Raw genomic sequence first — 18,367 nt, forward strand, 5'->3', positions numbered from 1 at the left:
AAGCAGAGGGTCGGCGGTTCGATCCCGTCATCCTCCACCATGTTTTTTCGTAAGTTTATACGGTGGGGTAGCGAAGTGGCTAAACGCGGCGGACTGTAAATCCGCTCCTTCGGGTTCGGCAGTTCGAATCTGCCCCCCACCACCAGTTTCTTATAGCTATGGGGTATAGCCAAGCGGTAAGGCAACGGGTTTTGATCCCGTCATGCCCTGGTTCGAATCCAGGTACCCCAGCCATTTTTTTACTATGAGCCATTAGCTCAGCTGGTAGAGCATCTGACTTTTAATCAGAGGGTCGAAGGTTCGAATCCTTCATGGCTCATTTTCAAATTCCTTGCGCCTGTTCAGCGCGGGGCCTTAGCTCAGCTGGGAGAGCGCGTCGCTGGCAGTGACGAGGTCAGGGGTTCGAGCCCCCTAGGCTCCATTGTTCCATGTGTATTTGTACTATCCATGTGTAAAAAAGCCGTATCCATTAACTTGGATACGGCTTTTTTTTAGTTTCCGATGTATTCGGACTGTGGCCGGAAAATCACGTTGTTTTCTTGTTGTTCCAGTGAATGCGCGGTCCAGCCGACAATGCGCGCCACACTGAATGTCGGTGTAAACAGCCCTGTCGGCATGGCAATCGACCGCATGATGGCTGCGGCATAAAATTCTACATTGGTATACAGAGCACGCCCCGGCTTGCGCTCGTTCAGCAGCTCGATGATGCGGGTCTCGGCAGCCGCCGCCAAGTCGAGCCATGGATCTTTCCCCTGCAACTCCAGACATTTTTTGCGGAGAACAATCGACCGGGGATCTTCTGTCCGGTAGACCCGGTGGCCGAATCCCATGATCTTTTCGCCGCGGTCCAGCTTTTCTGAAATCACGGCATCGATGTGGTCTTCGGTCTTCATTTCATCGAGCAGGTCGATGACACCGGATGGAGCGCCTCCGTGAAGGGGACCTTTCATAGCACCGAGAGCAGAGGTGATGGCTGATACGAGATCGGATTCCGTAGAGATGGTGACGCGTGCTGCAAAGGTCGAGGCGTTCATGCCATGCTCCATGGTCAGCTTCAAATAGGTCTCGAGTGCTTCCGTTTGTGCGCCGGTCGGTTCCTGGCCGTTGATCATCCACAGGTAGTTGGCAGTGTGCCCCAAATCACTTCGGGGTGCAATCGGCTCCTGACCGTTTTGAATGCGGTAAAATGAAGCCGTCATCACCGGCAGGACAGCTGTCAGTGCAATGGCTTGTTCTGCGGAAGAGAGAGATTGGAATTCGCTATGCGAATAAGCAGATACCAATGTCCGAACGGCGTCCATCAAAGAGGTTTCTTTTGGCAGCAGCTGTGCAATGTCAGCAATATGCGCCGGAAGTTTACGGTGGGCAGCCAATTGTTGCTGAAGCTGTTTCAACTGCTCAGCATCGGGCCACTGACCGTGCCAGAGAAAATAAGCGGTTTCTTCGAATGACCTGCCTTCTATAGCGTTTTCCACCAATTGTCCCCGGTAACGCAGTTCTCCCCGGTCCCCATCTACAGAAGCAATGGCTGTTTGGACGGCTACTACACCTTTCAATCCTTGCTGAAACATGTGGAATTCCTCCTTTTTCTTTTAGTTTACTCTTCGGATTTGATAAAAAAAATTAAAGATATATAATTGAGACAATTAAGAATAGTAATCGAGATGGGGGATGTCATGGAAGTCCAGTGGTTAAGAACCTTTGTGGACGCTGCAGAAACCTTGAATTTCAGAATGAGCTCGGAACGCCTGATGATGTCACAACCTAGTGTCACCGTCCATATCCGCTTATTGGAGGAAAGCTTAGGCCTCTCCTTATTCAAACGCAGCCATAACCGGGTGTCATTGACCGAGGAAGGGCGCTATTTTAAGGGAAAAGCAGAAAAGGTGCTTGAACAGCTGGATGATAGTGTGGAAGAGCTGCATTCATTCGCCCAGGGCTACCGCAAAAAATGGACCTTGGCGATTTCTCCTTTGATGGCAGAGACGATTTTGCCTTATATTTTGAAATCATTCACAGGGCAGCATCCGGAAGTGGAGCTGGTGATCCGGGTGGAAGAATCCGAACAGATCGAAGCGTTGGTTGAGTCGGAGCAGGTATCAGCCGGAATCTCTGCCTTGCCGCCGAGTAGGGGCGGCATTGCACAGCTTGTAGTCTACGACGATCCACTGCTGTTCATCCTTCCAAGAGATGCCTATGATGATGAGACGGGGCCTGCGGTTTCAGTAGAGAAGGCCTTACGGACATCTGTATTGTTTACGCACCATCACCCCGTTTTTTGGGAAGAGCTGTTGGGGCAGCTGCGTCTGTATGTTCCTGGTATCCGCACCATGAAAGTGACGCAGGCGTATATTGCCAAACGGTTTATCCAGGAAGGTTTAGGTGCTTCTTTTTTGCCCAAATCGATGGTCCGTCGGGAGCTGGTCGAAGGGCGCTTGATGGAAGCGCATTTCGACTTGTTTCCTCTACCCGTCGTCTCCACTTATTTTTTGACGAAACACATGGGTGCGCTTGAACAGGATTTCTTGCAGCGCATCCAATCGGTATATTTTACTTAAAAGGAGAGATCGGGATGATTATTGAATCGGATGGTGTTCGTTTACGTTTATTGAAGAGAGACGATTTTGAAGCGCTATGGGCATTGTATACGCCAAAAATCTTTGAGCATATGCTCAATAAAGTCGAGGTTTTCGAAGATATGGTGGCGTGGCTGGAAGCGGGTCTGAACCAATCGAATGTTCTTATTTTTGCGGTGGAAAACCCGGGAACGGGTGATATTCTGGGGACGACACGCATATATGCAATTGATGAGGCCAATAAAAGCTGTGAAATCGGCGCCACTTTTTATGCGCAGTCCGCTCAGCGAACGCATGTCAATACGGCAGTCAAGCGTGCATTGCTGAGTTATTGCTTTGAAGAGCGCGGCATGATCCGGGTCCAATTCAAAACAGATGCCGCAAATGTCCCTTCACAAAAGGCCATTGAACGCATCGGCGCTGTAAAAGAAGGCGTCCTGCGCAATGAACGCATCCGCTCGACGGGCAAGCCAAGAGACGCCGTGGTTTATTCTATTATTGATCGGGACTGGCCGAAAGTGAAAAAAGATCTCGCAAAAAAAGTGAATAAATATACCTGATTTTGTACGGTTGAGCCAAAGAGACCTTAGCGGTTACAATGAGTCTATCTTGCTAAGGGGGTATAAAATAATGAATAAATTAAATATATCTATTATCGGAGTTCCAATGGACCATGGGCAAAATCGCCGTGGCGTCGACATGGGACCAAGCGCGATCCGTTATGCGGGTGTCGTGGACCGCATTGAAAACCTGGGCCATATCGTTTCGGATGAAGGGGATATCCAAATCGGCAAAGCAGACGGCAGCGTCGATACATCAACGAACTTGCGTAATTTGAAAGCGATTACGGAAGCGACGGAAGCACTTGGAGACAAAGTGTTTGAAGTGGCAGAATCCGGCAATTTCCCATTGGTGCTCGGCGGAGACCACAGCATTGCCATCGGTACTCTTTCCGGAATTTCCGAACGCCATGAAAACCTAGGCGTCATCTGGTATGATGCGCATGCGGATATGAATACCAGTGATACGTCGCCATCCGGCAATATCCACGGCATGCCGCTTGCAGCAAGCTTTGGGCTCGGCCATGAAAAACTGACGAACATCCGCGGCTACTCACCAAAAGTGAAGCCTGAAAATATCGTCATCATCGGCGCGCGTTCCGTTGACCCTGGTGAACGCCAGTTGATCAAAGAACGCGGCATCCGTGTCTACAGCATGCACGAAATTGATAAAATGGGCATGAATGCGGTTATCGAAGATGCGATCCATTATTTAAAAGAGGAACGCAAAACGGATGCTGTCCACTTGTCATTGGACCTTGACGGCATCGATCCAATCTACACACCGGGTGTCGGCACACCGGTTCCGGGCGGCATCAGCTACCGGGAAAGCCACTTGGCGATGGAAATGCTGTTTGATGCAAACATCATCACTTCTGCTGAGTTTGTGGAAGTCAATCCGATCCTGGATGAGAAGAATCGGACAGCTGATGTAGCTGTTGCGTTGATCGGTTCGCTGTTCGGCGAAAAATTATTATAATCAAAAACAGGCACAAGCCTTTTCAAGCTGCAGACACTCGATCCGTTCGAGCTGTCTGCAGTTTTTTTATGCTGCAAACAGGAAACTTTTTCATTTTAAAAACGTTACAAAATTAGTTGGATTTATTTGGGTATTGTCTGATACGATAGAATAAGAAAAAATAAATGAAACTTTTCATGTTAAGGGACGTATATAAAGTACAGCCGCATAGGCGGAGGGAAATGAGATCATGGATGCGTTAGTCAATAAACGAATAGCTAAAGTATTAAAAGGCGATCAGAACGCATTCGCCGAAATCGTGGAGCTTTACCAGCACCAGCTGTATCAGATCTGCTACCGGATGCTTGGCAACAAGCAGGAAGCGGAAGATATTGCTCAGGAAGCTTTTATGCGGGCTTATGTCAACATCCACACGTTTGACCAGAAGCGGAAATTTTCGACCTGGCTGTACCGCATCGCCACCAATCTGTGCATCGACCGGATCCGCAAGAAAAAGCCGGATTACCACTTGGATGCAGAAGTGCGCGGAACGGAAGGCTTGAACATGTATTCGAAAATCGCCAATGATGACGAGCTTCCGGAAGAAGAGTTAATGCGGATGGAAGTGCAGGAGCGGGTACAGTATGAAATTAGCCGCTTGCCAGATAAGTACCGTGCCGCTATTGTATTAAAGTATATTGAAGAATTGCCGCTGGCGGAAATCAGTGAAATTTTGGATTTGCCGTTGGGTACGGTGAAGACGCGTATACATCGTGGGCGAGAAGCTCTTCGCAAGCAATTGAGCAATTTGTAGGAGGCGAGCATTATGAATGCGTGTCCGGAAAATGTGCTTCATCTAATGGATGATTACCTTGATGGAGATATCAATCCAACTGATGAACAGCAATTGAGAGACCACCTGGAGAGCTGCAGCGATTGCAGAAAGCAGTACCAGGAATTAAGCAGAACCATTGCATTTGTCCAAAGTGCCTCACATATAAAAGCACCATCCGATTTTGTCCAGAAGACAATGGGAAGGCTGCCGAAAGAAAGACAGCGTGCAGGCGTCCAGCGTTGGTTCAGAAGACATCCGATGCTGGCAGCTGCAGCGCTGTTCTGCGTGTTGATGAGCGCAGTATTATTTACAAACTTCAATGACGACCAGCAGTTTGCGTTTACCAAACAGCCGAATCTGGTGGTCGAGGGACAGACTGTCATCGTCCCTGAAGGGCAGACCGTAGTTGGTGACTTGACGGTGCGCAACGGTGATTTGCGCGTCGAGGGCGAGCTTCAAGGGGACGTGACGATCGTCAATGGCCAATACATGGCATCGAGCGGCGTCATCACCGGTGAAATCGAGGAAATCGACAAAGCTTTTGAATGGCTGTGGTACACCATCAAAAACGGTTTTAAAGATGCAGCCGCTATTTTTGGTGGAGATGACAGCCAAATAGAAGAGTAAAACCCATCCTCTCCTAAAGGATGGGTTTTTTCTATGAAGGCAAGCCCAATTCACTTATGATATACTTAATGCATATGCAGATGTAGAAAAGCGAGGGTTGCAGATGCCTTTTTTGGAGAATTTAACAGACCAAACACCACTCGAACTTCTAGGGAATATTATTGATATTTTATTAGTTTGGTTCGTTATCTATAAATTGATCACCGTCATCAAAGGAACGAAGGCTGTTCAATTGCTGAAAGGGATCTTTGTCATTATTATTGCACGCCTCGTGACACAGGCACTCAACCTGGAAACGCTCGGCTGGATCATGCAGCAGGTGCTCGAATGGGGCTTCCTGGCCATCATCATCATTTTCCAGCCGGAGCTGCGCCGTGCGCTCGAACAACTGGGCCGCGGCAAGCTGTTCTCCAGCAGTACGCTGAATGAAGAGTCTGAGCGCAACCGCTTGATCGAAGCAATGTCCAAATCCGTCAGCTATATGGCGAAACGGCGAATTGGGGCATTGATATCGATTGAACGCGAAACGGGTTTGAGCGAGTACATTGAAACCGGCATTCCGATGAACTCGGACATTACCTCTGAGTTGATCATCAATTTGTTCATCCCGAATACACCGTTGCATGACGGAGCGGTGATTGTACAAAAAAACCGGATTGCCGCCGCGGCCTGCTATTTGCCGCTCTCAGAAAGTCCGTTCATTTCGAAAGAGCTGGGAACGCGTCACCGTGCCGCTCTCGGCATCAGCGAAGTAACCGATGCGATTACGATTGTCGTATCGGAAGAGACAGGCGCCATCAGCCTGACGGCGAATGGCGATTTGCACCGCAATTTGTCACTTGAAGACTTCGAAGTGAAGCTGCGCCGGATCTGGTTCGGGGCAGAACAGCAGGAAGTCGCTCTTTCCTGGTGGAATTGGAGGGGGAAAAAGAATGGATAAGATGATGGACAATCGCTGGTTTTTACGAAGCACGGCGCTGCTGTTAGCCTTCCTTTTATTCTTTTCGGTGCAGGCGGAAGATAACTCTACGGGGACGACGGACAATAGCCGGACCTCGGAAGTGATTGAAGATGTGGAACTTGAGGTATACCATGATAATAGCCTGATGGTCAGCGGTGTACCGAAAACAGCTGATCTGCATCTCAATGGCCCTGTCAGTATTGTACAGACAGCGCGCCAATTGGAAGACTTTACGTTGTTTGTGGATTTGCGCAATTTGCCGATGGGGGAGCATCAAGTCCCAATCCAAACCGAAAATCTCTCTGAACAATTAAATATCCGAGTCGACCCCGCTTTTGTCAATGTAGTGATCGAAGAGCGGGTGTCACAGGAATTCCGTATCGATCCGGAAATAAATGAACGGATGCTGGCAGAAGGCTTTATTTTGGAAAGTGTGGCTGTCAATCCGGAAACCGTTACTGTGACCGGCCCGAAAAGCATGATTGACGCCATCAGCTTTGTGAAAGCGACGGTCTCGGGCGAGCAGGGAGTGAAGGAATCCTTTACGACTGGTGCACGTGTCCGCGTATTGGCAGAAGATCTGACGAAACTCGAAAATGCGGAAATCGAACCGCAGGAAGTCGAAGTGGATGTCAATGTCGTCGAATACAGTAAATTAGTGCCGGTAAGGCTTGAGCCGATAGGCGAAGCCCGTCCAGGCATCACCATCAATGACTGGAACACGACCACAGAAGAAGTTCGGATTTTCGGTCCGAAAACGGTGGTGGATGAAATCACTGAATATGTCATTGAAGTGGAAGCGTCAAGCGTCACGGCTGAAGATGATACCGTGGAAGTGGAGCTGGAAATTCCTTCTGGAGCTTCCGGCGTTTCACCGGGCCAAGTCTCGGTGGAAGCGGAAACAGTGATCGATGAGGCGGCGCTGATCCCGGAAGATCCTGAAGCGACGGACGATACAACGCCATAAGGGCTTTGAGGAACATAAAAAAGCGAAAGCTTAACTAAAACAATCAGAAGCAAATGATTGAAGGAGCGAAAAGTAGAATGGGAAAATATTTTGGAACAGATGGAGTACGGGGAGTCGCCAACAGCGAATTGACACCTGAACTGGCCTTTAAATTAGGGCGCATTGGCGGATATATCTTAACGAAAAGTGCGAAAGACAAACCGAAAGTACTGATTGGCCGCGACACACGGATTTCAGGCGAAATGCTGGAAGGCGCATTGGCTGCCGGACTGCTTTCTGTAGGAGCGGAAGTTATGCGCCTCGGCGTCATCAGTACACCAGGCGTCTCTTATTTGACGCGTGTCATGAGCGCTGAAGCAGGTGTCATGATTTCTGCTTCCCATAATCCTGTGGAAGACAACGGCATCAAATTCTTCGGTTCTGACGGCTTTAAATTGTCGGATGCCCAGGAAGCGGAAATTGAAGCGTTGCTTGACAGCGAAGAGGATCTATTGCCGCGCCCGACAGGCGGCGACCTTGGCAGCATCACGGATTATTTCGAAGGCGGCCAGAAATACCTTCAGTACCTGAAGCAGACAGTCGATGAGGAGTTTGATGGCGTCCATGTAGCGCTTGATTGTGCACATGGTGCGACTTCTACACTGGCGACGCATGTATTTGCGGATCTGGATGCAGACATCACCTCTATGGGAGCTTCACCAAACGGCTTGAACATCAATGCCGGAGTAGGCTCTACACACCCTGAGAAATTAGCGGAGCTGGTTCTTGCCAAAGGCGCCGATATCGGACTTGCATTCGATGGGGACGGAGATCGCTTGATTGCCGTGGATGAAAAAGGCCAAATCGTCGATGGCGATCAGATCATGTATATTTGTGCCAAGCACCTGCATTCAGAAGGACGCTTGAAGAAAGATACCGTAGTTTCGACTGTCATGAGCAATATGGGCTTCTATAAAGCATTGGAAAGCCATGGCATGAAGAGCAACAAAACGGCTGTCGGCGACCGCTATGTAGTGGAAGAAATGAAGAAAAATGACTACAACCTGGGCGGCGAGCAATCTGGCCATATTATTTTCCTGGATTACAACACAACGGGTGACGGTTTATTGACGGGCTTGCAGCTGGTCAATATCATGAAGATCACCGGCAAGAAATTGTCTGAGCTGGCTTCTGAAATGACCATCTTCCCGCAAAAACTCGTGAATATTCGTGTGACGGACAAGCACGCTGTGACGGACAACGCCAAAGTGGCAGCTGTCATTGGAGACGTCGAGACTGAGATGAACGGCAACGGCCGCGTACTTGTGCGTCCATCCGGTACGGAGCCATTGGTGCGTGTCATGGTGGAAGCAGCTTCTGCGGAAGACTGTGAAAACTATGTGGAACGCATTGCGGAAGTTGTCCGCAGCGAAATGGGCTTGAATTAATCGAATAAGGGATTCTGGGGGCCGTAAGCATTCTTGCTTACGGTCTTTTTTATAAGTGAATCTCCTAACGGATATTCTGCCAAGCGACTGAAGCATCCCTGGAAATGGATTCTTTGTTCTTTATGTAGATGAGATGAAATATAAAAAGTAAAAGGAAAAAGAACCAGTTAACGGAAAAAAATGATGAGATAGACCTAAGTAACTATATGCTTTAATTGACGGGATTGTGTGGAGACTGTATGATGATAGAGTCGGTTTACGACCGCAGAAAAAGGGGGATAGAAGTTAGTGCGAGGAAAACAATTATAGCGCCTGTACTGAAGAAATCGGACGGACCTGTCATCTTCAGTAGACGAGGAGAAGGAGTATCGAGATTTCGGCGGATCCCTTCCGGCCGTGAAGCCCGGTCGTTATGTCCACTCTTAAAACAGTCGAGTGATCGATTGGACAACAAGATGGATGGGCTCAAGCAGAAGTGTTTGGAGAAACAGACAAACACTCATTTTGATTTTCAGAAAAACGGAGGAATTAGACTATGTGTGGAATTGTTGGGTATATTGGAGAAAATGATTCAAAGGAAATTTTATTGAAAGGCTTGGAGCGCTTGGAATACCGCGGTTATGATTCAGCAGGAATTGCTGTCCGCAACGGCAAAGGCGTAACGGTCTTTAAAGAAAAAGGACGCATTGCTGATTTGCGCGGCGTTGTTGAAGAAGAAGTAATGGGCACGACGGGAATCGGGCATACACGTTGGGCAACCCATGGTAAGCCGAACCGCATCAACGCTCACCCGCACCAGAATACATCTGACCGCTTCACAATCGTCCATAACGGCGTGATCGAAAATTATCACCACATCCAACGCGATTATTTGGCTGGAGTGGCGATGGAATCGGATACGGATACGGAAATCATCGTTCAATTGATCGGTAAATTCGTAGAAGAAGGCCAGACGACACAGGAAGCTTTCAGCAAAGCTCTTACCTTACTGAAGGGTTCATATGCGATTGCGCTATTGGACGCGGAAGAAGAGCAGACAATTTTTGTAGCAAAAAACAAAAGCCCATTGCTTGTAGGACTTGGCGAAGATTTCAATGTCGTGGCATCTGATGCAATGGCGATGCTTCAATTGACGGACCAGTTTGTTGAATTGATGGATAAGGAAATCGTCATCGTCCGCAAAGACAGCGTGGAGATTTTGACGTTGGACGGCGAGGCGGTAAGCCGCTTGCCATTCACTGCAGAAATCGACATGAGCGATATTGAAAAAGGAACTTACCCTCACTATATGCTGAAGGAAATTGACGAGCAGCCGGCGGTTGTCCGTAAAATCGTTCAAGCGTACCAAAACGAAAATGATAAATTGACCATCAAACCTGAAATTTTGGAAGCCATGCAGGCTGCTGACCGCATCCACATCATCGCGGCGGGGACGAGCTACCACGCAGGATTGATCGGCAAGGAATACATCGAGAAATTAGCGGGCATTCCGGTTGAAGTGCATGTTTCAAGTGAATTTGGCTACAACATGCCGTTGCTTTCTGAAAAACCCTTGTTCATCTTCATCTCCCAATCAGGGGAAACAGCGGACAGCCGCCAAGTATTGGTGAAGATCAAAGAGATGGGCCATGCTTCATTGACCATCACGAACGTTGCGGGATCTACCTTGTCGCGTGAGTCTGACCATACGTTACTATTGTATGCAGGTCCTGAAATTGCGGTAGCTTCAACGAAAGCCTATACAGCACAATTGGCTGTATTGTCGATCCTCGGTGCAGTGACAGCGGAAGCGCGGGGCATCGATATCGGCTTTGACTTGGTTCAGGAACTTGGAATCGTCGCTAACGCCATCCAAGCACAGGTTGATTCGAAAGAAGAAATGGAACAGATTGCTGCAGACTACCTGTCTACAACACGCAATTGCTTCTTTATCGGCCGCGTCATGGATTATTTCGTTGGACTTGAAGGTTCATTGAAATTGAAAGAGATTTCATACATCCAGGCAGAAGGCTTTGCTGGAGGCGAACTGAAGCACGGCACGATTGCGTTGATCGAAGAAGGCACACCGGTTATCGCGCTTGCTACACAAGAAGCGGTCAACTTGAATATCCGCGGCAACGTCAAGGAAGTGGCGGCACGCGGCGCACACACATGCATCATTTCCATGGAAGGCTTGCAGGAAGAAGGCGACAGCCTGGTGCTTCCGAAAGTCAACGAATTGCTGTCTCCGCTTGTATCGGTCATCCCGATGCAGCTGATCAGCTATTACGCAGCGCTTCACCGCGACTGTGACGTGGATAAGCCGCGTAACCTTGCGAAATCTGTAACAGTTGAATAATAGTGTCAGCTTCACCCCTTTGGATATAAGATCCGAAGGGGTGTTTTGTTTTTACAGAATAATTTATAAGGAAAGAAAAACTGAACTTCAGAAGCTATTTAGCAATATTCTTTTACGAAGTGGTCAAAGAATAACCGTGGATTTTCCATTTTCTCCTGTGCCAAATGGTATACTTAATGCAACAAAAGAAAAAAGGTGTGAACTGAATGTCTTCGTTTAAGGACTTTTCCCAATACATAAGTGAGAATGCTGAATCGTTGTCAGTGGAAGTGGTTGAATCAGTTGTGCAGGAGATGAATCTGGAAATTCCCGACTGGGAAAAAGAGCAGGCTGCAAGCATGTACGTTGAGCTTCTCGGGTTTTTCGGACAGTCTCTTCCAGAAGGGGAGCGCATTGAAGTTCCGGATTCACTGATTGAGTGGAGCAAAAAGAATGCCGAAATGCAGGTGGCTTCCGGCGGCAAGATTTCAGAGATCGTCGTTCGTTATCCACCGACGCGGCAGGTGTTCTCGGAGATTTTTACACGGCTCAGCCTGGATTTCGGATTGACGGTCGTGGAAAGTGCCAAAGCGACCAGGGGCATTGATGCGATACTGGATGTCAGTTTAAATGAAACTTTCTATGCGTTTGAGCGGTTGTCGGAAAGATACCAGGCGGAAAAGCAGGTGGAGCTGCTCAATCTGTCGGCGCCGATTGTCCCAGTGCTTGACGACGTGGTGGTGTTGCCTTTGATCGGGGTGATCGACAGCTACCGGATCGCCCATATCATGAACAACGTCATTCCAAGAATCGCGGAGATGGACGTCAACCATGTCATCACTGATTTCTCGGGTGTCCTGACCATCGACGACCATATTGCCCAGTCTCTCCAGCAGATCGGTGGAACTCTCCAATTGATGGGGATTCATGTGGTCATCGCCGGATTGCGCCCGGATCTTGTCCAAACCATCGTCCACAGTGGAATTGATATGCTGGATACGGATTCCTATGCAACAGTGAAACAAGCGTTGGAAAGCGTCAGATAAGGAAAGAAGCCACTACGAGCCTTCTGCAGGTTGTTCTGCGGAGGCTTTTTTGATGCGTGCGGCAATCGATGTTCCGAGTGGGGCTTAAGTGCTAAGAACAGGAACCAGTAAATGGCTGCAAGCCGAGGCTAAGGAACGACTCTGAGGCGGCGCGCAACTATGGAGTCTAATGCTATGCTAAAATAAGAAAGCACGGAATTTATTCGTTTCAGCTCTAAGCCTGGACGGAGAAAGTCCGCTATTTTTTTGTCTTTTGTGAATGAAGTTTAAGCTTTCCTCCTCTTCCAACCTCAGCACGACTCACTCATAGCCACCCACGCAAGCGAACGGGAATAGGCCAAGCCTACCTGCATTCCCAAAGGACAATGAAAACTGAATAGGAAAGGAATTGATAAGATGAGATCTGAGATTACTGCAGATCAAGAGTTAGTCAAAAAGAAACAAAGCCATGGAGACGAAACAACAGGCGACTACACGTTTGACCGTGTTCCACGGGAAGAACGCAAAATGGGTTGGCTGAGCATCACCAATATCACCTTCGGCATCGCGACCGCCATCTTCTATTTCCAGATGGGAAGCGTCATGGCCCTGCAATTCGGAGCCGCCAATGCCATCATTTCCGCCATCTACGCGATCATCGTCGCAGGCATCCTCGGAACCATCATCGTTTATCTATCGGCCAAATCCGGTATGAACGTCAATTTACTATCCCGCGGAGGATTCGGTTACATCGGAGCCTCATTAACTTCCTTAATCTACGCATCGAACTTTATCATGTATTGTGCATTTGAAGGCATGATCCTGGTCGCTGCCGTCCATGCTTATTTCTCCGCCGTCCCCGTATGGCTCTTAATTGTCGGATTCGGTTCAGTGGTCATCCCCTTAAACTGGTTCGGCATCAAACAATTGGATAAATTACAAAAATGGTCCCTGCCGGTTTTTGCGATTTTCCTGGTTGCGGCCATTGTCGTTGCTTTCAATACCACATCGAAATTTGATGGCAGTTTCTGGACCTATATGCCCGAAGGCGTCCAGATCGGCGGAACCGCCTTGCTGTTGTGCATCGGTATGCAGCACGGCATCATGGGACTGACTGCATTGATCGCTTCTGATTACGCGCGTTTCCTGAAACCGAAAGACTTGAAAATCGGCTCGATCGCCATCGGATTCATTCCCCAGATTTTCTGCTTTGGCGTCATGGGCGGACTCGGCATCTGGTTCGGCGTCACACTCGGCGAATCCAATCCGGGCGTCTACATCGTCGTCCTGCTTGGGCTTGGCGGTGTGCTGTTTACGATGCTGACGCAAATCCGCATCAACATCACCAATATCTACAGCAGCTCCCTGTCCTTGTCGAGCTTTTTTGAGAATATGTTCGGCTTTTCCCCGGGACGCCGTTTCTGGGTAGTGGTGTCCGGTGTCGTTGCCATCATCTTAATGCTAGGTGGCATCGTCGAACATTTGGATGTCGCGATGACCTTCCAGGGAGTTGCGCTGATGAGCTGGGCGTCGATTCTCGTGACGGATGCACTTGTCGTCAAGAAATGGCTGAAGATCGGCCCGGGTTATTACGAATCCAGGCAGCGAAACTTGTATAAATGGAATCCGGTCGGCGTTGTGGCGTTGATTGTGCCGACCGCGCTCGGAACCATCGCAGCACTCGGCTACATGGGCACATTCCTGCAAAGTACCGCAGCGTTCTTCGCATTGATTTTGGCTTCAATCTTGACTGTTGTCCTGGCAGTGGCAACAAAAGGCCGTTATTACGCCAAAAGAAAAGCTTTCGATATTCCGAAAGAGGATTATATTGCCTGAGAAAAAATTCTGCGTTACACTGGTGGCAATAAAGAGAAACTTCAATCAGTGGGAGTTCTCTCCCTACTGATTGTTAGTTGATCCAATCGGACTTTTATGGTCAGTAGATCTCTCGCTTGTAGAAGCGGGAGTCTTACTGACCGTTAAAGCGGGATAAAGTTTACGGCTATCTAATCCAATTCGGAAAGGATGATCTAGATGACGACTTCTACAGTAACCTTATCGATGGCGCGCCGTTTCAATGCCAGCGACAAAGTAGTGTACGAAGCCTGGGCCAACCCGGATTTGATGAAGAAATGGCTCTTCACGACTGAATCCACCAACCAGGTAACGAATAATTCCTTACGCGCAGGCGGCAGCTGGGAAATCGTCGACCGCCGGGAAGGTGTGGATTACCGCGCAGTCGGTGAATACCTCGAATTGAAGCCGCCGCATAAACTGATGTTCAGCTTCAAGATGCCGCAGTTCAACGACTTGGAGGACCGCATCACGGTATGGATTTCGATGGTACAAAACAGCTGTGAAATGGCGTTTGTCCAAGAAATTACTGTGCCGCATGAAGAAGGTTGGACAGAAGAAGACGTCAAGCGGACCGGCACGGAATTCAGCGAAGAAAGCCGGAAAGGCTGGAGCTTGATGTTCGAAAATTTGAAGCAATTGGTTGAAACAGAATAACTGGAAAAACCGCAATCTCCCGTAAATTGAGGAGATTGCGGTTTTTTGTGCTGAAAATAAAAAATATGGGTAATATTGCATAATCGTTTGTTAAAGGATATGATCGACAAGAAACAATAAAACTAGCATAAAAATAAATCATTTTTGGTTATTATAAGCTATCGGAGGAAGTTCATGACGCAACTTAAGGATTTGGAATTCAAGATTCAAGAGCTGGTGACCTTGCTGGAAGCCTCAAAGCAATTGAATTCTAATTTAGAAATGGAAGAGGTTCTTGAAAGCATTCTGCTGCAGATGGTACAGGTCGTGGGTGCGGAAGCGGGAACCTTATGGGTACTGAACAACGAACAGCAAAAGATCAAGGCATCAGCGGCGTACGGGCCTTCTGCGTCCGATATCCTCAACATCGAGCTGGAGCTGGGCGAAGGCATCGTCGGCAAAGTGATCGGAACAGGAGAAGCCGAGCTGATCGAGAATGTAGCCGTCAATCCTGACTGGGCCCATCGCGTGGACCATTCCAGCGGTTTTGTGACCAAGTCGATGATCACCGTTCCTTTGGCGGTCAAAGGCAAAGTGCTGGGGGCGTTGCAGCTACTCAATAAAAAAGACATCGCCTTTTTCTCCGAACAGGACATCAGCCTGGCAGTCGCGCTCGCCAATCAATCCGCACTGGCGCTCCACAACAGCCAGATGTACGCTGAACTGCAGCGTATGCTCCTGAGCATGATCCGCACGCTGGCGAAGGTGCTGGATGCGCGTGATCCCTATACAGCGGGCCATTCGGAGCGGGTAGCGAAATACTCATTATGGATTGCCCAAAAGCTCGGATTCGGTGCACATGCCTGTGAAGAATTGTATAAAGCGGCTTTATTGCACGACATCGGGAAGATCGGCATACCGGACGACATCCTCAGAAAGCCTGGACGATTGACGGGGGATGAATACGCAGCCATCAAGCAGCATACAGTCATCGGGGCAGACATCCTGTCCAATATGGAACCGAAAGACGCCATGGAGCACGCGATTGAAACCGCATTGTCCCATCACGAGCGGCTCGATGGCACCGGCTATCCACACGGCTTGGCCGGAGAAGACATCCCGTTGTTTGCGCGGATTGTCGGAGTGGCGGATGCGTTTGATGCTATGACCACTGCGCGTTCCTACAGTAAAGGGTTGTCGTTCCGTTTAGGGGCAGAAGAGCTGCTTCGCTGCCGTGATACTTTATTTGATCGCCAAGTAGTGGACGCATTCGCCGAAATTTTGGCGGGCTGCGATTATCGATTGGAAACATACGAAGAGCAACAGGGAAGAGGCTACCGGCTATGAGCCAATTTGACGTATTATTGATCGGCCATCTGATCGGCGATTTTCTGCTGCAGACAAGCTGGATGGCTAAACACAAAGCCGTTAAATGGCTGCCGCTATTAACGCATGTCTCTATTTACACAGCCGTCATCGCGGTGTTTGGCCTCCTCTCAGGGGGCCTGTCCCTGCCGGCTCTAGCCATCATTTTCTTCGGCCACATCATCCTGGACCGCAAAACCTTCGTGCTGTTTTGGGTCCAGCGGGTCCAGACGGCTAAAGGTCCCGAGAAGGTCTGGCTGTCGATTGTGGCGGACCAGATTTTCCATCTCATTTTGCTTGCCATTGCCATCGTGATTTCCTAGGAGTGAACAACATGAAGCCCAAAACCTATGTGCTTGAAAAAGAATATGCGGTAGACCGCAAAACCGCCTGGCAGCTGCTCGCAGACAATAATCGCATGAACTTGTATATCGGCTTGTTCCCAGTAAGTTTCAGTCCGGCGAAGCAAGACGGAGCGGAAGTGTTTTACCGGGAAGCCCATGCCAAAGTACTGGGGCTCGTCCCCATCTCTTGGCAGGAGTTTCCGTTCCAGTGGCAGGAAAACGACAGCTATACGGTCGAACGCCGCTACCTGAGTGGGCCACTCAAACGTTACACGCTGAAAGTGGAACTGTTCGACAGCGGACAGAGTGGAACACGCGTAAAATTGACGGCTGACTTTGTGCCGCTCAATCCATTGGGCTATGCAGCGATTTGGGCAACCGGGCTGCCGGCTGTCAAAAAGATCATGCGCTATTTGGATGATTACTTGGAATCCGGAGCAACGGATGCTTTCGAAGCACCGCAAAAACCGGCAACCGCTAAAGTCAATCTGTCAGAGCTTGATCGGCTATCTGATTTGCTTGGCAAATCCCCGGTCAATGGAGACTATGTGGAAAAGCTGCATCGTTATTTAGCTGATAAAGGCGACCACGACGTCGCGCAAATCGAGCCGGTGCAGGTGGCCAAGTTATGGAACGCAGATCTGGATGACACCCTGCGCGTGTTGTTGTACGCTACAAAAGCGGGCTTGCTGAACCTCAGCTGGAATGTCATCTGCCCGAACTGTCGGGTTTCAAAAATCGAGCACAGCTCCCTGTCGCAGCTCGAGCAGCAGTTTCATTGCGACCTGTGCGGCGTCAACTACGATGCCAACTTCGATCAATATGTCGAGCTGAACTTCTCGGTCCATCCCGCAGTGCGCCAAGCCTACGCTGAAGTGTATTGCATCGGCGGCCCGATGATCACGCCCCATGTCAAAGCCCAGCAAGTCATCGAAAAAGGCAAGACCGCGCGCTTTGTGATTCCTGAGGGAGAAGATGCACTGCGTTTTCGGGTGCTTCAAGCAAACCACAGAGTAGCCGTGGATAAAAATGCGGACGCGGCTTCCCTGCTTTACAACGATTCGGGTTGGTCACAGGATTTGGTGTCTGGCTCTGGTGATGTGATCATCACAAATTCCAGTTCTGCAGACATCGTTGTCGCTTTGGAATATTCCGACTGGAACAAACAGGCAGTGACAGCCGCCAAGGTAACGGCGATGCAGGAGTTCAGGGACCTGTTTTCTTCTGAAGTGCTGTCGCCCGGACAGAAAATCGGCATCGACCACGTGACGATCCTGTTTACGGATTTAAAAGGCTCGACTTTAATGTATGAAACAATTGGCGACTCCAGTGCTTACGGCCAGGTGCGTAATCATTTCGAATTCCTGACCGGACACATCACCCGAAATTCCGGCAGCGTTGTAAAAACGATCGGTGACGCCGTCATGGCAGTCTTCCATAAACCGGAGGACGGGTTGAAGGCGGCCTTGGCCATCCAGAAAAACCTGAAAGCGTTCAATGACACCGCGAATGAAGACCTGGTGCTGCGGCTTGGCTTGTACAGCGGAGCGGCCATCGCCGTCAATTCCAACGACCGCCTCGATTATTTCGGCCGGACCGTCAATATCGCTGCGCGCATCCAGGGACAAGGTGAAGGCGATGATGTCATCATCAGCCGCGAAGTATTGGCGCAGCCGATGTCAGCAGAAGTGTTGTCGAGGGCTGACGTGGAGCTGGAAGAGTTTTCGGCTGTACTGAAAGGGATTGATGGGGCAGTGGAATTGGTGCGGATTCGGTTAAGAGAAGAGTTGGAGATTGAAGAGCAGGCAGGTTAAGTGGCTTCCAGTAGATGGAGTTAATTAAAAATTGATTGTTAATAAATGCCTGTTGAGATATGTTTATCTTAAGAGGCATTTTTTTGTTAAGGAAAGGGAGT

16 protein-coding genes and 4 tRNA genes are annotated in these 18,367 nt (G+C 49.2%); 19 read left to right on the forward strand and 1 reads right to left on the reverse strand.

What is annotated here, in order from left to right:
* Positions 1-61 precede the first annotated feature (61 nt).
* The 4 genes from K8U60_RS15850 (at position 62) to K8U60_RS15865 (ending at position 421) form a co-directional block, all read left to right on the forward strand.
* A tRNA-Tyr gene (locus K8U60_RS15850) sits at positions 62-145 on the forward strand.
* A gap of 14 nt (positions 146-159) precedes the next feature.
* Positions 160-234, forward strand: a tRNA-Gln gene (locus K8U60_RS15855).
* Between the two features lie 12 nt (positions 235-246).
* Positions 247-319: transfer RNA gene (locus K8U60_RS15860), tRNA-Lys, on the forward strand.
* A gap of 29 nt (positions 320-348) precedes the next feature.
* A tRNA-Ala gene (locus K8U60_RS15865) sits at positions 349-421 on the forward strand.
* Positions 422-491: 70 nt separating this feature from the next.
* Here the strand turns inward: K8U60_RS15865 and K8U60_RS15870 are convergent.
* Positions 492-1,571, reverse strand: coding sequence for a citrate synthase/methylcitrate synthase (locus K8U60_RS15870; RefSeq protein ID WP_223642339.1), 1,080 nt, complete (start codon positions 1,569-1,571; stop codon positions 492-494).
* Positions 1,572-1,676: 105 nt separating this feature from the next.
* On the opposite strand from K8U60_RS15870, the gene K8U60_RS15875 reads away from it, so the two are divergent.
* From K8U60_RS15875 to K8U60_RS15945, 15 genes are all read left to right on the forward strand, one after another.
* Entirely contained in the window at positions 1,677-2,558 is an 882-nt protein-coding gene (locus K8U60_RS15875) for a LysR family transcriptional regulator (RefSeq protein ID WP_223642341.1), read from the forward strand.
* Between the two features lie 14 nt (positions 2,559-2,572).
* Positions 2,573-3,136: a GNAT family N-acetyltransferase gene (locus K8U60_RS15880; protein ID WP_223642343.1), complete on the forward strand. Its 564-nt coding sequence runs from the start codon at positions 2,573-2,575 to the stop codon at positions 3,134-3,136.
* Positions 3,137-3,206: 70 nt separating this feature from the next.
* A complete protein-coding gene (gene rocF / locus K8U60_RS15885) occupies positions 3,207-4,115 on the forward strand; it encodes an arginase (RefSeq protein ID WP_223642345.1) in 909 nt (302 codons plus the stop codon).
* 229 nt (positions 4,116-4,344) lie between these two features.
* Positions 4,345-4,908, forward strand: a complete 564-nt coding sequence (sigW, locus tag K8U60_RS15890; protein WP_215101094.1) for an RNA polymerase sigma factor SigW — start codon at positions 4,345-4,347, stop codon at positions 4,906-4,908.
* Positions 4,909-4,920: 12 nt separating this feature from the next.
* Positions 4,921-5,556, forward strand: a complete 636-nt coding sequence (locus tag K8U60_RS15895; RefSeq protein ID WP_223642354.1) for an anti-sigma factor family protein — start codon at positions 4,921-4,923, stop codon at positions 5,554-5,556.
* Between the two features lie 103 nt (positions 5,557-5,659).
* Positions 5,660-6,496, forward strand: coding sequence for a diadenylate cyclase CdaA (gene cdaA / locus K8U60_RS15900; protein ID WP_223642356.1), 837 nt, complete (start codon positions 5,660-5,662; stop codon positions 6,494-6,496).
* Entirely contained in the window at positions 6,489-7,484 is a 996-nt protein-coding gene (locus K8U60_RS15905) for a CdaR family protein (RefSeq protein ID WP_223642358.1), read from the forward strand. Before cdaA ends, K8U60_RS15905 begins: the two co-directional genes overlap by 8 nt.
* A 77-nt stretch (positions 7,485-7,561) precedes the next feature.
* On the forward strand, positions 7,562-8,911 hold the full coding sequence (gene glmM / locus K8U60_RS15910; protein ID WP_223642361.1) for a phosphoglucosamine mutase: 1,350 nt from the start codon (positions 7,562-7,564) through the stop codon (positions 8,909-8,911).
* A gap of 535 nt (positions 8,912-9,446) precedes the next feature.
* A complete protein-coding gene (glmS, locus tag K8U60_RS15915) occupies positions 9,447-11,249 on the forward strand; it encodes a glutamine--fructose-6-phosphate transaminase (isomerizing) (RefSeq protein WP_223642363.1) in 1,803 nt (600 codons plus the stop codon).
* Between the two features lie 206 nt (positions 11,250-11,455).
* Complete coding sequence (locus K8U60_RS15920; protein WP_223642365.1) at positions 11,456-12,274, forward strand: STAS domain-containing protein; 819 nt, start codon at positions 11,456-11,458, stop codon at positions 12,272-12,274.
* Positions 12,275-12,670: 396 nt separating this feature from the next.
* The gene (locus K8U60_RS15925) at positions 12,671-14,089 is read left to right on the forward strand and encodes a purine-cytosine permease family protein (RefSeq protein ID WP_223642367.1); all 1,419 of its coding nucleotides are present in this window, start codon (positions 12,671-12,673) and stop codon (positions 14,087-14,089) included.
* Between the two features lie 198 nt (positions 14,090-14,287).
* Complete coding sequence (locus K8U60_RS15930) at positions 14,288-14,764, forward strand: SRPBCC family protein (RefSeq protein ID WP_223642376.1); 477 nt, start codon at positions 14,288-14,290, stop codon at positions 14,762-14,764.
* A gap of 174 nt (positions 14,765-14,938) precedes the next feature.
* Entirely contained in the window at positions 14,939-16,090 is a 1,152-nt protein-coding gene (locus K8U60_RS15935) for an HD-GYP domain-containing protein (RefSeq protein ID WP_223642378.1), read from the forward strand.
* Positions 16,087-16,431 (forward strand): DUF3307 domain-containing protein, encoded by a 345-nt coding sequence (locus K8U60_RS15940; RefSeq protein ID WP_223642381.1) that lies wholly within the window; start codon positions 16,087-16,089, stop codon positions 16,429-16,431. Before K8U60_RS15935 ends, K8U60_RS15940 begins: the two co-directional genes overlap by 4 nt.
* Positions 16,432-16,442: 11 nt before the next feature.
* Positions 16,443-18,266: an adenylate/guanylate cyclase domain-containing protein gene (locus tag K8U60_RS15945; RefSeq protein WP_223642383.1), complete on the forward strand. Its 1,824-nt coding sequence runs from the start codon at positions 16,443-16,445 to the stop codon at positions 18,264-18,266.
* Positions 18,267-18,367: the final 101 nt, after the last annotated feature.

This window comes from Planococcus circulans, assembly GCF_020023385.1.
GTDB lineage: Bacteria > Bacillota > Bacilli > Bacillales_A > Planococcaceae > Planococcus.

Bases quoted from the DNA above. Each gene is read 5' to 3' on its own strand.
- K8U60_RS15880 (WP_223642343.1), top strand. From the start codon at position 2,573: ATGATTATTGAATCGGATGGTGTTCGTTTACGTTTATTGAAGAGAGAC.
- cdaA (WP_223642356.1), top strand. From the start codon at position 5,660: ATGCCTTTTTTGGAGAATTTAACAGACCAAACACCACTCGAACTTCTA.
- K8U60_RS15870 (WP_223642339.1), bottom strand. From the start codon at position 1,571: ATGTTTCAGCAAGGATTGAAAGGTGTAGTAGCCGTCCAAACAGCCATT.
- rocF (WP_223642345.1), top strand. From the start codon at position 3,207: ATGAATAAATTAAATATATCTATTATCGGAGTTCCAATGGACCATGGG.
- K8U60_RS15930 (WP_223642376.1), top strand. From the start codon at position 14,288: ATGACGACTTCTACAGTAACCTTATCGATGGCGCGCCGTTTCAATGCC.
- K8U60_RS15905 (WP_223642358.1), top strand. From the start codon at position 6,489: ATGGATAAGATGATGGACAATCGCTGGTTTTTACGAAGCACGGCGCTG.
- K8U60_RS15925 (WP_223642367.1), top strand. From the start codon at position 12,671: ATGAGATCTGAGATTACTGCAGATCAAGAGTTAGTCAAAAAGAAACAA.
- K8U60_RS15945 (WP_223642383.1), top strand. From the start codon at position 16,443: ATGAAGCCCAAAACCTATGTGCTTGAAAAAGAATATGCGGTAGACCGC.
- K8U60_RS15875 (WP_223642341.1), top strand. From the start codon at position 1,677: ATGGAAGTCCAGTGGTTAAGAACCTTTGTGGACGCTGCAGAAACCTTG.
- glmS (WP_223642363.1), top strand. From the start codon at position 9,447: ATGTGTGGAATTGTTGGGTATATTGGAGAAAATGATTCAAAGGAAATT.
- K8U60_RS15935 (WP_223642378.1), top strand. From the start codon at position 14,939: ATGACGCAACTTAAGGATTTGGAATTCAAGATTCAAGAGCTGGTGACC.
- glmM (WP_223642361.1), top strand. From the start codon at position 7,562: ATGGGAAAATATTTTGGAACAGATGGAGTACGGGGAGTCGCCAACAGC.
- K8U60_RS15895 (WP_223642354.1), top strand. From the start codon at position 4,921: ATGAATGCGTGTCCGGAAAATGTGCTTCATCTAATGGATGATTACCTT.
- K8U60_RS15940 (WP_223642381.1), top strand. From the start codon at position 16,087: ATGAGCCAATTTGACGTATTATTGATCGGCCATCTGATCGGCGATTTT.
- K8U60_RS15920 (WP_223642365.1), top strand. From the start codon at position 11,456: ATGTCTTCGTTTAAGGACTTTTCCCAATACATAAGTGAGAATGCTGAA.
- sigW (WP_215101094.1), top strand. From the start codon at position 4,345: ATGGATGCGTTAGTCAATAAACGAATAGCTAAAGTATTAAAAGGCGAT.